Annotated in this window: 14 protein-coding genes and 1 tRNA gene; 8 read left to right on the top strand and 7 right to left on the bottom strand. The window is 65.3% G+C overall.

The window, feature by feature from the left end:
- Positions 1 to 58: 58 nt before the first annotated feature.
- The 6 genes from VLK31_RS06740 to VLK31_RS06715 all read left to right on the top strand — a co-directional run bounded on the left by VLK31_RS06740 (position 59) and on the right by VLK31_RS06715 (position 4,549).
- Entirely contained in the window at positions 59 to 742 is a 684-nt protein-coding gene (locus VLK31_RS06740) for a response regulator (protein ID WP_409167611.1), read from the top strand.
- Entirely contained in the window at positions 739 to 2,196 is a 1,458-nt protein-coding gene (locus VLK31_RS06735; RefSeq protein WP_409167610.1) for a sensor histidine kinase, read from the top strand. The genes VLK31_RS06740 and VLK31_RS06735 overlap by 4 nt, the downstream gene beginning before the upstream one ends.
- A 5-nt stretch (positions 2,197 to 2,201) precedes the next feature.
- Complete coding sequence (locus VLK31_RS06730; RefSeq protein ID WP_409167609.1) at positions 2,202 to 2,657, top strand: RNA-binding S4 domain-containing protein; 456 nt, start codon at positions 2,202 to 2,204, stop codon at positions 2,655 to 2,657.
- Positions 2,658 to 2,704: 47 nt separating this feature from the next.
- Positions 2,705 to 3,511, top strand: a complete 807-nt coding sequence (locus VLK31_RS06725; protein ID WP_409167608.1) for a PPK2 family polyphosphate kinase — start codon at positions 2,705 to 2,707, stop codon at positions 3,509 to 3,511.
- A 129-nt stretch (positions 3,512 to 3,640) separates the two neighbouring features.
- On the top strand, positions 3,641 to 3,835 hold the full coding sequence (locus tag VLK31_RS06720; protein WP_409167607.1) for a hypothetical protein: 195 nt from the start codon (positions 3,641 to 3,643) through the stop codon (positions 3,833 to 3,835).
- A 45-nt stretch (positions 3,836 to 3,880) separates the two neighbouring features.
- Positions 3,881 to 4,549, top strand: a complete 669-nt coding sequence (locus VLK31_RS06715; RefSeq protein WP_409167606.1) for a hypothetical protein — start codon at positions 3,881 to 3,883, stop codon at positions 4,547 to 4,549.
- A gap of 6 nt (positions 4,550 to 4,555) precedes the next feature.
- On the opposite strand, the gene VLK31_RS06710 is transcribed toward VLK31_RS06715, so the two are convergent.
- Positions 4,556 to 5,227 carry a hypothetical protein gene (locus tag VLK31_RS06710; RefSeq protein WP_409167605.1) on the bottom strand — a complete coding sequence of 224 codons (672 nt, stop codon included), beginning with the start codon at positions 5,225 to 5,227 and terminating at the stop codon, positions 4,556 to 4,558.
- 157 nt (positions 5,228 to 5,384) lie between these two features.
- Here VLK31_RS06710 and VLK31_RS06705 point away from each other — a divergent pair, with 157 nt between their 5' ends.
- Positions 5,385 to 5,726 carry a c-type cytochrome gene (locus VLK31_RS06705; RefSeq protein ID WP_409167604.1) on the top strand — a complete coding sequence of 114 codons (342 nt, stop codon included), beginning with the start codon at positions 5,385 to 5,387 and terminating at the stop codon, positions 5,724 to 5,726.
- 341 nt (positions 5,727 to 6,067) lie between these two features.
- Complete coding sequence (locus tag VLK31_RS06700) at positions 6,068 to 7,966, top strand: ATP-binding protein (RefSeq protein WP_409168035.1); 1,899 nt, start codon at positions 6,068 to 6,070, stop codon at positions 7,964 to 7,966.
- A gap of 97 nt (positions 7,967 to 8,063) precedes the next feature.
- Here the strand turns inward: VLK31_RS06700 and VLK31_RS06695 are convergent.
- The 6 genes from VLK31_RS06695 to cysS form a co-directional block, all read right to left on the bottom strand.
- Positions 8,064 to 8,156, bottom strand: a tRNA-Ser gene (locus VLK31_RS06695).
- A gap of 26 nt (positions 8,157 to 8,182) precedes the next feature.
- Positions 8,183 to 9,451, bottom strand: coding sequence for an aspartate kinase (locus VLK31_RS06690; protein WP_409167603.1), 1,269 nt, complete (start codon positions 9,449 to 9,451; stop codon positions 8,183 to 8,185).
- Between the two features lie 55 nt (positions 9,452 to 9,506).
- Positions 9,507 to 10,484, bottom strand: coding sequence for a tRNA lysidine(34) synthetase TilS (gene tilS / locus VLK31_RS06685; protein ID WP_409167602.1), 978 nt, complete (start codon positions 10,482 to 10,484; stop codon positions 9,507 to 9,509).
- Between the two features lie 13 nt (positions 10,485 to 10,497).
- On the bottom strand, positions 10,498 to 11,478 hold the full coding sequence (locus VLK31_RS06680; RefSeq protein WP_409167601.1) for an acetyl-CoA carboxylase carboxyltransferase subunit alpha: 981 nt from the start codon (positions 11,476 to 11,478) through the stop codon (positions 10,498 to 10,500).
- A 16-nt stretch (positions 11,479 to 11,494) separates the two neighbouring features.
- Positions 11,495 to 12,145: a DNA-3-methyladenine glycosylase family protein gene (locus tag VLK31_RS06675; RefSeq protein ID WP_409168034.1), complete on the bottom strand. Its 651-nt coding sequence runs from the start codon at positions 12,143 to 12,145 to the stop codon at positions 11,495 to 11,497.
- A 17-nt stretch (positions 12,146 to 12,162) separates the two neighbouring features.
- On the bottom strand, positions 12,163 to 13,539 hold the full coding sequence (gene cysS, locus VLK31_RS06670) for a cysteine--tRNA ligase (RefSeq protein WP_409167600.1): 1,377 nt from the start codon (positions 13,537 to 13,539) through the stop codon (positions 12,163 to 12,165).
- Between the last annotated feature and the right edge of the window lie 190 nt (positions 13,540 to 13,729).

Genomic DNA, 13,729 nt, shown 5'->3' with positions numbered 1-13,729 from the left:
CTGGGGAAAACACCGAAGAACACACCCGCCGTTTGTCCCTTCATCGCCCCTTGCCCCCATGAAACTGCTGCTGGTCGAAGACGATCCCTCGATGCAAATCACCCTGCAGCGCACCCTTGGGCGCCGCCGGATCGACGTGCGCATCTGCGGTGACGGGGCGCAGGCCGTGGCGCAGTGGCGCGCCATCGAACCCGACGTGGTGGCGCTCGACCTGAGCCTGCCCAACCTGGACGGTCTGCAGGTGCTGGCACAGGCCCGTGCCGAAGGGCTGCGCACGCCCGTGCTGCTGCTGACGGCGCGCGGCACGGTGGGCGACCGCATCATGGGACTGAACGCCGGTGCCGACGACTACCTGCCCAAGCCTTTCGACCTGGACGAGCTGGAGGCCCGCATTCGCGCGCTGCGCCGGCGCAGCCACGGCGTGGCCGGGCAGGACGCGGGGCTCAACCCGCAAGAGATTGGCGGGCTGCGCTTCGAGCCCGACAACGGCGCCATCTACCACCGCGCCGAGTTGCTGGAGCTCACGCCGCGCGAGCTGGCGCTGCTGAAGGCGCTGATGATGAAACCCGGCCACGCGGTGACCAAGGAGCGCCTGTTCGAGCTGGTGTTCCCGGGTGAGGTCGACGTGCAGTACGAGGCCATCGAGGTGGTGGTTTACCGGCTGCGCAAAAAGCTCGCGGGCACCGGCGCCGTGCTGATGACGATGCGCGGCCTGGGCTACCTGCTGCGCCCCGAGGCATGACGCGGGTGTCTTCCCTTCGCGCGCGGTTGCTGCTCGGCATCCTCGCGCCGATTGCGGTGTTCATCGTGATCAACAGCGTGAGCCTGTACCGCCAGAGCCTGGCGGCGGCCACCACGGCCTATGACCGCACGCTGCTCGCCTCGGCCAAGACCATCGGCGAGCAGCTCGACGTAGAGGGCTACGACGAGCTGGCGCAGCTGCGCGCCATCGTGCCCTACTCCGCGCTGGAGGCCTTCGAGGCCGACAACAGAAGCAGGCTGTTCTACCGCGTGTCGGCGCTCGATGGCGAGATGATCTCTGGCTTTGCCGAACTGCCGTTCTGGCGCGGCCGCCTGCCGGACCGCAGCGCCTACGCGGCGCTGGTGGACTTCTACGACGCCCAGTTTCGCATCCAGCCGGTGCGCGTGGCGGTGCTGCTGCAGCCGGTGGCCAGCGCGCGCGGGCGCGGCATGGCGGTGGTGCAGGTGGCCGAGACGCTCGAGATCCGCGAAACCCTGGCGCGCAAGCTGCTGCTGGACACGCTGTGGCGGCAGCTGCTGCTGATGGGCGTGATCGCGCTGGCCACGCTGTTTGTGGTGCAGCGCGCCACGCGCCCGGTGCGCGAACTGGGAGAGGCCATCGGTCGGCGCCCGGCCGACGACCTCTCGCCCATCGATGCGCCCGACGCACCGCGCGAGTTGCGCCCCCTGATCGACGCCACCACACAGGTCATGGGCCGGATGCAGCGGCTGCTGGACCACCAGAAGCGCTTCGTGCGCGACAGCGCCCACCAGTTGCGCACGCCGCTCGCGGTGCTCAAGGCGCAGGTGCAGTCGGCACAGCGCGGCGACGTGGCGCCCGAACAGGCGCTGCGCGAAATCAGCCAGACGGTGGAACGCGCCACGGCGCTGGCCAACCAGATGCTGTCGCTGGCCAAGGTCGAGCAACTGCGCCAGCAGCCCGAGTCGGTGACGCTGGACTTCGGCGAGGTGGTGCGCCAGATGGCGCTGGACCTGTCGCCGCTGGTGGCCGACCGGGCGCTCGACTTCGAACTTGCCATCGACCAACCGGTGTGCGTGCAGGCCCACCAATGGATGCTGCAGGAGCTCACACGCAACCTGCTGCACAACGCCATCAAGCTGAGCCCGGTGGGCGCGGCGCTGTCGGTGTCGGTGCAACCCGAGGGCGACGAAGCCGTGCTCACGGTGCGAGACAGCGGCCCGGGCATTTCGCCCGAGCTGCGCCAGCGCCTGTTCGCACCCTTTGCGGCGGGCAGCGCGTCGAGCGGCTCGGGGTTGGGGCTGGCGATCTGCCGAGAGATCGTGCTGGCGCTGGGCGGGCGCATCAGCCTGGAGAACCGCGAAGCTGCCCCGCATGCGCAGGACGGGCCCCCACGCGTGATCGGGCTCGATGCTGTCGTGCGACTGCCGCTGGCAGCGCCAGAGTCGCGGCACAATTCCCGACCTCACTCCTGATTTCTATGGAACGTCTGCGCATCGACAAATGGCTCTGGGTTGCCCGCTTCTTCAAGACGCGCTCGCTGGCCGCGGAGGAAATCGGCAAGAACCGCGTGCAGGTGAACGGCGACGTCGCCAAAGCCTCGCGCGAGGTCAAGCCCGGTGACACCGTGGCGCTGCGCATGGGCCCACTGACGCGGACCGTGACGGTGCGCGGCCTGAGCGGCCAGCGCGGGCCGGCGCCCGTGGCGCAGCAGCTCTACGAAGAAACGCCCGAGAGCATCGCTGCGCAGGCCGCCATGCGCGAATTGCGCCGCAACGGCACCGAGCCCGCCCTGTCCATCGAGCAGGGCCGCCCCACCAAGCGCGACCGGCGCGAGCTCGATGGCGCCGCGCGCCATGCGGAGTGGGACAGCCGCTGGAGCGCATCGCTGGACGACGCGCACAAGGACGGGGACAAGGACGACAGCGAACGCTGATCGCTTACGCTGTCGGCTTCCTTGGTTCTTCACGGGAGTCCTGCTCAATGACCAGCTTCAAGAAATACCGCGTCGGCAGCAAGTTCAAGCTGTCGCACATCGACCCCGACGACACGCCCTTCTGCGAAGGCGACGAGGCCTCGCAGCGCGCCGAGGTCGATGCGCTGGCCGTCGAGCTCGACGAACTGCAGGACGTGCTGCATGCCGAGGGCCGGCGCAAGCTGCTGCTGGTGTTGCAGGGCATGGACACCAGCGGCAAGGACGGCACGGTGCGCTGGGTGTTCTCGCGCACCTCGCCGCTGGGCGTGCGAGTGACGGCCTTCAAGGCACCTAACGACGAGGAGCGCGCGCACGACTACCTGTGGCGCTGCCACGCGGCGGTGCCCCGCACCGGCGAGATCATGGTGTGGAACCGCAGCCACTACGAAGACGTGCTGGTGCCGGTAGTCGAAGGCTGGATCGACAAGGCCGAGGCCAAGCGACGCTACGCGCAGATCAACGACTTCGAGCGACTGCTCACAGAGACCGGCACGGTCGTTCTGAAGTGCATGCTGCACATCGACAAGGACGAGCAGCGCGAACGCCTGCAGGCGCGCATCGACACGCCCGGCAAGCAATGGAAGTTCAGCAAGGACGACCTCACCGTGCGCACCAAGTGGAGCGACTACCAGCAGGCCTACCAAAGTGCGCTGAGCAACACGTCGACCGACCACGCGCCGTGGTACGTGGTGCCTGCCAACAGCAAGCGCCACCGCAACGTGATGATTGCGCAGCTGGTGGTGAAGACGATGCGGGCCATGAAGCTGAAGCCCCCGCCGCCGGACCCGGCGCTCAAGGGCTTGATCATCAAGTGAACGAGGCAGCGCGAGCGCTCTGGTGTCCTGTTTGTAAAGTGCAACTTCGCCTACGAAGTGTTCTGAGGCGCGCCCATAAGCTGGGCTTCGTACCGATTCAGGTGCATCACACAGAAGGACTACTCCAACATGAAAAAAACCATCTTCGTTCTTGCCGCATGCATGCTCGCTTCCACCGCTGCCCTGGCGCAGCCGATGTCGCAGCGCCACGGCGCAGGCCCCGGCCCTCGCTACGAGCGCCCGCACCATCGCCCGCACAAGGTGTGGGTGCCGGCGCACCGAGAACACGGCCGCATGGTGCGCGGCCACTACGTCTGGCGTTGAGCGTTTGCATGGCGGGGCCTTCCTGCGTACAGGGAGGCGCCTGACATGGCGCAATTGCTGAGTTTTCGCGAGGCCGTCGAGGCCTTGGCGGCCTGCCTGGACGATGACGATCTGTATCGTCGGTACAGCTGGGTTTATGCGAGTGACGACGTCGCCTTGCGCGACGCCATTTTCTTTCTGTCTACTGACGAAGACGAGCAAGAAGAGCCTGTAGAAGATGCGCGCGGTCGTGAGATGCCGGCCTTTGCGGTCGAGCACAAGCTGGTTCACTACCTGGAGGCCGCGACCTTTGCGGATGTGCTCACGGTGCAGAAACGCCAGCACGCGCTGTCATCGTTGGAACACTTTGCCAAGGCACTCAAGCACTACCACGAGGAGGATGCGTTCCTCGACCTCGGCGGTTTTGTGAGTGGCGAGTGCACATCGAATTCGCCCACGCCGGGCATCTCTCGCGAACTCTTTCCCGAATACGACCTGCAGCTGGTCGAATGCCCCCCGCAGCGCGTGGGCGATGCAGCACGCGCCACCGCGGCCTTACTCAAGATCAATGTGGGCGAAGCGCTGGCATGTTGCCGTCAGTTGCCAGTGTCGCTGGGCATGCGCATCAGCGGGCGGCAGCGAGAGCAGATCGAAGCGCGCTTCGCCGCCCTTTCATTGCCGCTGAAGCGAACGACCCACCGGGCGCTCGCGTGGTTGCCGCCCGACGGCGACTGACACCTTTCAGGAGCGCCGAATGACGGCCTGCGCCAGCACGCGGCACTTGCCGAACTCGCAGCGCACGGCCCACGTGCCGCCGTTGTCGCACGGCACGTTGTAGGTCTCGTAGCCGGGGCCCTTGGCTGTGAGTTCCGCACGCGGCTGCAGGTTGCAGCGGCCGGCCTTGGCCAGTGTTTCCACGTTGTACGTATCGACGCCGGTGCGGCGCGGCTTCACGATGACGCCGGGGTCGAAGGTGTTGCCGTAGAAGCTGTCGCGCACGTTGGTGTCGAGGTTGTGATAACCGCGCTTGGCCATGCAATGCACGATGGCGATCTGCTGGTGCTCGGCAATCAGGCTGGGGTCGGGGCGGCCGTTCCAGTCGATGATGGCTGCGGTGATGCCCGTGTACGACGCCGCGGCGACGATGCCTTGCCCGTACACCGTGATCAGGCCGACGCCCAGCGCGCCCCACATGGCATCACCGGTTTCGCTGCGGGCCGTGATGCGGTTGGCCGTGGTGCGGCACTCGGCCACGTCGGTGTCGTAGCGCGTCTTGTCGACGCCCTGCATGGCCACCATGGGCACATAGGCGGTGCCCTTGCCCGTTCCGGGCTCGGTCGGCGTTGGCGCCGGCGCAGTGGCACAACCGGCCAGCGCCACAGCGGCAAACGCAATGCTCAGCAACAGCTTCATGCAATCCCTCGTCTTCTTCGCGATAGTTGCGGGGATTTAACCATACATATAGTTACTTTTGATCGCAATGTCGCGAAGGTGAGACTGCCGCGCCACACCTGATGATTTCGACCAGTCGCTGCTATCTTTCAACGGCCCCAGACCCCCACGTCAAAGCATGTTCAAGAACACCCAAGCTCCCTTTGCAATTGCCCTGGCCCTGATGTCGGCGACGCCTTCATTCGGCGCCGAAGCCCAGGTGGCGCCCGCGGAACTGGCCAAGAAGAGCGGCTGCATGGCCTGCCATGGGCTGGTGCACAAACAGGTCGGCCCCGGCTTTGCGCAGATTGCCGAGCGCTACCGCAAGGACAGCGACGCGCCGGAGCGACTGGCCGGAAGAATTCTCAATGGCAGCGTGGGCACTTGGGGGCGCGTGATCATGCCGCGCCAAACCCAGGTGTCGCCGGCGCAAGCGCAGGCACTGGCGCAGTGGGTGCTGTCGCAGCCATTTCCGCGCTGACCCCTGCCAGGCCAACGCCGTAGGCACTCAGTCGCCGAACCAGAAGAAGAGCCAGGAACACAAGGACACCAACATGGCGAGCAGCGTGAACCCGTCTCGTCGGTACAAGTGAGAGGACAAGGCGGTCATTCGCAGGCGGCGAGCAATGTGCGGCATCGGCGACTTTCGCTGGTGGATTCGAACATCAACAATGCGGTTGCCCGTGACATGTGTCAACTGGTAGTTACAGAATGCGAAAATAGGTTTCATCGCCTTCGCTCCGGCTCTGGACGCCCACCCACACCCGCCCCTTGAACCACCGCCTCGCACCCTTCTTTGCCAACGTGCTGCTCGTGCTGTCGATGGCACTCTTGGGCTCCATCGGTGCATTCTTCGGTGGCACCGCGGGCCTGCAGCATTCAGAGGCGGTGCTGCACCTTACCCATGCCGATTGGCAGGTCGATGATTCGCCAGGCTTCACAGCGCCGCCGCTGACGCAAGACAGCGCTGCCCTGCCCCCCACGTGGGAGCCGGTAGAGCTGCCGCTTGCCCTGCCTATCGCGTTGCTGCGCCAGGCGGAGTTCGCGCCCGCCGAGAAGGCGACCCGCACCACCTGGGTCAGGCTTTCCACGCGCGATCTGCCGCCCTCCTCCGGGCCGCTCGCGCTGTACGGCATCCGCATCAAGACCGACGGGACGATCGCCGTTTACGCCAACGGACAGTTGGTTCATCGGGCGCAGCAGCTGGGCCCACTGTGGAACAGCACGCGCACCCCGCTGTGGGTTGCGCTGGACAACGGACCGCAGAACACGCCCCCGCACGAGATCCTGCTTCGCCTGGAGCACACGCGCAGCGCGCAGGTTGCGCTGTCGTCGTTGTGGATCGGGCCCGTGGACGCGCTGCGCGGGCGCCACGGCATGCGCCAATGGCTGCAGCAGGAGCTGCCCGCCATGCTCAGCGCGGCATTCATGGCGGTGGGCGTGTTCGCCCTTTTCGTGTGGTTCAGGCGGCGCGACGAAACCGGCTACCTGCTGTTCTTCAACCTCTCGGCCACGTCCTTCATGCGGGGGCTGCACTTCTATGTGGGCCAGCCGATTGCCAACGACTGGTTCGCCTGGCTGACCGTCAACTCGCTCTTCTGGCTGGTGATGGTGGTGCACTTCTTTCTTCGCCAGCTGCATGGGCGACAACTCAAGTGGCTGACCCGCGGCGTGGTGGTGGCCACTGCTGCGATCGCCGTTGTCACGATGCCGGGACTGGCCATCGTGCAGAACACGCCGCAGGTCACGCCGCTGATCTACGCCGTGGCCGCGCTGATGGGCATGGCCGTGTGCCTGGTCGGCGGCGTGAGCGCGTGGCGCCGCTCCGACGAGGGGCGTCTGGTGGCGGTCGGCATCGGCATCTGCGTGCTGCTGGGCATTACCGACTGGCTGCTGCAGAACAACTTCATCAGCCCCGAGGGCTGGTACCTGGGCGCATACACCAACGCCGTCACGTTCAGCGTGTTCGGCGCGCTCATGTACCGCCGCTACGTGCACGCCATCGGCGAGGTCGAGCAGCTCAACGCGAGCCTTGCGCAGCGCCTGCGCAAGCGCGAAGCCGAACTGGAGCTGAGCCACCAGCGGCTGCGCGAGATCGAGCGCCTGCAGACCATCAGCGACGAGCGCCAGCGCCTCATGCAGGACATGCACGACGGGCTGGGCTCTTCGCTGATCAGCGCCATCCGCTCGGTCGAGGGCGGGGGCATGAGCGACGAGAAGGTATCGGCGATTCTGAAGAGCTGCCTGGACGACCTGAAGCTCACGCTCGACTCGCTGGAGCCGGTGGAGGCGGACCTGCTGCTGCTGCTCGCCACACTGCGCTACCGGCTGGCACCGCGGCTCGAAGGCACGGGCGTGTCGCTGCGCTGGGAGGTGCAGGAGCTGCCTGCGCTGGAATGGCTAGACCCGTCGAGCGCGCTGCACATTCTGCGCATCGTGCAGGAGAGCATCTCGAACATCTTGCGGCACACGCGCGCAACGCAGATTCGCGTGGGCACGTCGATGGCGGGCGCGGGCGTGCAGGTGACGATCGAGGACAACGGGCAGGGGTTCGATGTGCAGCGTGCGCTCGGTGGGTCGTCGACATCGTCGGGACGCGGGCTCCAGAACCAGCGGCGTCGGGCGAAGGCGATACGCGGCACGGTGAATTGGGAATCGCACCCGACAGGCACGCGGTTCGTGCTGTGGCTGCCGCTGCAGCGACAGGCCGAGGTGGCTTAGCTGGTTGTGCTGAAGGTCGGCCTAACAGTCGGCCTACCAAGCGGATTGAAGCCGAAATGAAAAACGGCCCCGTGAGGGGCCGTTTTTGTTAGCTATCTGGCGGAACCGGAGGGATTCGAACCCTCGATGAGGCTCTACACCCCATACTCCCTTAGCAGGGGAGCACCTTCGGCCACTCGGTCACAGTTCCTGAAAGAGCCACGATTATGCCATCACTTAAGCAGTCGGTTGGTCCAGATCGAACGCTTTATGCAGTGCGCGCACTGCCAGTTCCATATATTTTTCGTCGATCACCACCGAAGTCTTGATTTCGCTGGTCGAGATCATCTGGATGTTGATGCCCTCTTCGCTCAACACACGGAACATCTTGCTCGCCACACCCACGTGGCTGCGCATGCCGATGCCCACGATGCTGACCTTGCAGATCTTGGTGTCGCCCACAATTTCCGTGGCACCCAACGAAGGCATCACCTTCGACTGCAGCAGGTCGATCGTCTTCGCATATTCGTTGCGATGCACGGTGAAGCTGAAGTCGGTCTTGCCGTCCTTGCTGAGGTTCTGAATGATCACATCGACTTCGATGTTGGCGTCCGCCACGGCACCGAGAATGTGATACGCGATGCCGGGCTTGTCGGGCACGCCGAGCACCGAGATCTTGGCTTCGTCGCGATTGAATGCGATGCCGGATACGACGGCTTGTTCCATGTTTTCGTCTTCCTCGAAAGTGATCAGCGTGCCGGACTTGGCCTCTTCATTGATGTCGATGTCCCACGGCGTGAAGCTCGAAAGCACGCGCAGCGGCACCTTGTACTTGCCCGCGAATTCCACCGAGCGAATCTGCAGCACCTTGGAGCCCAGACTCGCCATCTCGAGCATCTCTTCGAAGCTCACGGTGGTGAGGCGGCGCGCATCGGGCTCCACGCGCGGGTCGGTCGTGTAGACGCCGTCCACGTCGGTGTAGATCAGGCATTCATGCGCCTTCATGGCCGCGGCAATGGCCACGGCCGAGGTGTCGCTGCCGCCACGCCCGAGCGTGGTGATGTTGCCCGCGTCGTCCACGCCCTGGAAGCCGGTGATGACCACCACCCTACCGGCATTCAGGTCGGCCATGACGCGTGCGTCATCGATGCTTTCGATGCGCGCCTTGGTGTACGAGTTGTCGGTGCGCACCGACACCTGCCAGCCGGCGTAGCTGACCGACTCGACGCCTTCGGCCTGCAGCGCGATGGCCAGCAGCGCGGACGAAGCCTGCTCGCCGGTGGAGGCCAGCATGTCGAGTTCGCGGCTGTGGGCCACGCCGGGTTTGCTGGGCGCCAGTTCCTTGGCCAGGCCGAGCAGGCGATTGGTCTCGCCGCTCATGGCACTTGGGACCACGATCATCTGGTGGCCGGCACGCGCCCACTTGGCGACGCGCTTGGCGACATTCTTGATGCGCTCGGTCGAGCCCATCGACGTACCGCCGTATTTGTGAACGATCAATGCCATGGATGAAATCAGAGAAAAGAAAAGGGCCGCTTGAAAGGCGGCGCCCTGCAAGCTGTCAGAGCGAAGTCTTCGGCGAGGGCCGGGCATTGTACCAATGCAGAAAATCGCCCTGCCGCTCGGCGAACCCCGCGGCCACCTTCAGGTGGATCCGGTGGCCGCGCGTGGTGCAGGCGCGCACCTGGTCGAGCAACTGATCGAGCTGCGCGGCGCTGGGTGCGGTGCCGTGCGTGCGCATGAGCCAATGGCGCAGCACATTGGCCTGCCGCGCCCGCGACAGCGTCTGCAGCGTGGCGATGCGAGGCGGGTCGCCGACCGTTTCCAGGTCTTGCGCCGCGAGCTCGACCAGCAGTTCCTGTGCTTGCGCGGCATGGCTCGCGCTGCGTGTGAAGGTGGCGCGGAACTGTGGAAAAGCCTGCGCCAATGCGGGCAGCAGCACCGAGCGAATCCGGTTGCGCGTGTAGCGCGCGTCGGTGTTGGTCGGGTCTTCGATCCACGGCAGGTCGCGCCCGACAAGCCATGCGCGCACATCGGCGCCGGGAACGGCCAGCAGCGGCCGGTAAAAGTGCAGGCCATTGCGTGGCGCATGCGCCGGCATGGCTGCCAGGCCCGGCAACCCCGCCCCGCGCGACAGCGCAAGAAGCAAGGTTTCCACTTGGTCGTCGGCGTGATGCCCCAGCGCTACCGACTTGATGGCGGCACCCGCACCCTCCATGCGCGCCATGTGGGCAAAAGCCTCATAACGAGCCCGGCGGGCGGCATCTTCCGGGCTGTCGCCGGGAGCGTGCCGCGCATCGACGCGATGAACGACGAGCGTCACGCCAAGGCGTTCGCACACCTTGCGGCAATGAAGTTCGAAATCGTCGGCCGCGGCCTGCAGCCCGTGATGCACATGAAAGGCCACCACCTGCCCCGGCCAGCGCAAGGCGCAGGCGGCCAGCAGAGCGGTTGAGTCGGCGCCGCCGCTGAACCCCACCGCCAGCGGCCAATGCGCTGGCTCGAACGCGGCCATGGCGCGTTCGAAAGCGGTGTTCATGACGGAGTCGGGGTTACCTGCCGCTGTCGGCCTTGGTGTCGTTGAACCGGCCGTAGCTCTGCAGGCGCTCGTAGCGGCGGTCCAGCAGTTCCTTCGGCTTGAGGTCGCTGACCTGGCGGAACGCGTCGTTCAGCGCGCGCTTCAAGAACGCGGCCATCTGGCGGTGGTCGCGGTGCGCGCCGCCCACGGGCTCGTTCACGATCTTGTCGACCAGGCCCAGCGCCTTCAGGCGGTGCGCGGTGATGCCCAGCGCATCGGCAGCTTCCTGCGCCTTGTCGCTGGTCTTCCAGAGAATGGAAGCGCAGCCTTCGGGGCTGATCACGGAGTAGATCGAATACTGCAGCATCACCAGCTGGTCGCCGACCGAAATGGCCAGCGCGCCGCCTGAACCGCCTTCGCCAATGATGGTGACGATGATCGGCACCTCCAGTTGCGCCATCTCGAAGATGTTGCGGCCAATGGCTTCCGACTGGCCACGCTCTTCAGCGTCGATGCCGGGGTACGCGCCAGGGGTGTCCACGAAGGTGAACACCGGCAGCTTGAACTTCTCGGCCGTCTTCAACAGACGCAAGGCCTTGCGGTAACCCTCGGGCTTGCTCATGCCGAAGTTGCGCGCGGTGCGCTCCTTGGTGTCGCGGCCCTTCTGGTGGCCCAGCACCATGCAGGGCACGCCGTTGAAACGCGCCAGGCCGCCCACGATCGACAGGTCGTCGGAGAAGTGACGGTCGCCGTGCAGCTCGACGAAATCGGTGAAGATTTCGTTGACGTAGTCCAGCGTGTAGGGGCGTTCCGGGTGCCGAGCGATCTTGGTGATCTGCCACGGCGTCAGGTTGCTGTAGATGTCCTTGGTGAGCTGCTGGCTTTTCTTGCCGAGCTGATCGATTTCTTCAGAAATGTCGACCGCCGATTCGGTCTGCACATAGCGCAGTTCTTCGATTTTTGTTTCGAGTTCAGCAATGGGCTGCTCGAAGTCGAGGAAGGTTCGTTTCGCCAACGTCTTCTCCTGTTATTCAATACGCGACTGGAACCGGGTCCAGTGATCGCCAAATATACCAAGTCGCCACACTGCAATACGGCGCCCAGGCCACGGCCACGTCGCGGGCATCGCTGCGGCTGACGGGGTCGCCCGAAAAATAGTTGACGCTGATGCCGTTGAGCAGACCCACGTCGTCCACCGGCAGCACGTTGGGGCGCATCAGGTGGAAGATGAGGAACATCTCGGCCGTCCAGCGGCCGATGCCGCGGATGGCCACCAGCTCTTCGATGATGAGTTCGTCCGCCATGTCCTTCCACGAATCGACGTGCGCCACGCCTGAGTCGAAGTGCAGGGCCAGGTCGACGAGGTACTCGATCTTGCGTGCCGAGAGCCCGGCCGCGCGCATGTCGTCGACCTTGAGCTTGAGCACGTTGGCCGGCGTCAGCTTGCGCGGCAGTGCCACGAACTTGTCCCAGACCGTTTGCGCAGCCTTCACCGAAATCTGTTGGCCGACCACGCTGCGCGCCAGCGTGGTGAATGCATCACCGCGCGACTCGAGGCAGGCGTTGCCGAACTTCGGAATCAACCGCTTCATGACGCGGTCTTTCTTGGCCAGATGCTTGCAGGCCTCTTCCCAGTAGTCCGGCGTGAAGATCTGAACGCTGGACTTCTTGGTGGCGGGCATGGGGTTGGTGGTGCCGTTCACTGCGCAGCCGCCCAGGTCGTGCCCGTGGGCGAATCCTTGAGCACGATGCCCTGCTCCAGCAGCGCCTTGCGAATGCGGTCGGCTTCGGCGAAATCCTTCGCGGCCTTGGCGGCGGCGCGCGCGTCGATCTGCGCCTGAATGGTCGCCTCGTCGAGCGTGGTGCCGGCGCGCAGAAAGGCCTTCGGGTCGTCCTGCAGGATCTGCACGCATGCACCCAATGCCTTCAGCAGGCCGGCCTGTTCGGCCGACTTGGTGCGGTTCACTTCACCGGCCAGGTCGAACAGCACAGCCACGGCTTCAGGGGTGGCGAAGTCTTCGTCCATCGCGGCCTTGAAGCGCGCGGCGTAGGGGTCGGCCCAGTCGAGCGTGACATGGGCCGGCGCCACGAGGTCGAGCGCCGTGTACAGCCGCTTGAGCGAGGCACGCGCGTCGTCCAGGTGCACGTCGCTGTAGTTGAGCGGGCGCCGGTAGTGCGCGCGCAGCACGAAGAAGCGGATGGTTTCTGCGTCGTACTTCTTCAGCACGTCGCGAATCAGGAAGAAGTTGCCCAGGCTCTTGGACATCTTCTCGTTGTCAGTCACGATGAAGCCGTTGTGCATCCAGAAGTTGGCCAGCGGTTTGCCGGTGGCGCCCTCGCTCTGCGCAATTTCGTTCTCGTGGTGCGGAAACTGAAGGTCTTCGCCGCCACCGTGAATGTCCAGCGTGTCGCCGAGCAGCTCGCAGGCCATGGCCGAGCACTCGATGTGCCAGCCCGGACGGCCCGCGCCAAATTCGCTGGCCCACTTCACCTCGTCGGGCTCGCTGGCCTTGGCGCTTTTCCAGAGCACCGGGTCCAGCGGGTCGTCCTTGCCGTCGAGCACGGCCACGCGTTCGCCCGCATGCAGCTCGTCGAGCGACTTGCCGCTGAGCTTGCCGTAGCCGGGAAACTTGCGCACGGCGTAGTTCACGTCGCCATTGCTGGAGCGATAGGCCAGGCCCTTCTGCTCGAGCGTGCCGATCATCGAGAGCATCTGCGGGATGTAGTCGGTGGCGCGCGGCTCGTGCGTGGGGCGCTCGATGCCGAGCGCGTCGGCGTCTTCATGCAGCGCGTCGATCATGCGGTCGGTCAGCGCGCGGATGCTCTCGCCGTTTTCCACGGCGCGCCGGATGATCTTGTCGTCGATGTCGGTGATGTTGCGCACGTAGGTCACGTCCAAGCCGCTCACCTTGAGCCAGCGCTGCACCACGTCGAACGCGATCATCGAGCGGGCATGGCCGAGGTGGCAGTAGTCGTAGACCGTCATGCCGCAAACGTACATGCGCACCTGTCCGGGATGCAATGGGGAGAATTCCTCCAATTCACGCGACAGCGTGTTGTAGATGCGCAGACTCATGAGATTCGGAAAGCGTCATTTCGCGCACGTGCAGCACGGGCGACAGACGGTGTTTTTCAGGGGTGACGGGGGCTGTGGCGGCAAGGGGTTGGACATGGCCCCTCGGCTACAATCCGACCAAGTATAAACGGCTGCCGCCGCGCAGCGTTCGGGTGTTCCCCAAGCCCGCATTCCCCATTTCCGATCTCTG

The sequence above is a fragment of the Variovorax sp. H27-G14 genome (genome assembly GCF_046156345.1).
GTDB lineage: Bacteria > Pseudomonadota > Gammaproteobacteria > Burkholderiales > Burkholderiaceae_C > Variovorax.
Note: the sequence above shows the minus strand (reverse complement) of the source record. Positions and strands in the feature narration are given on the sequence as shown.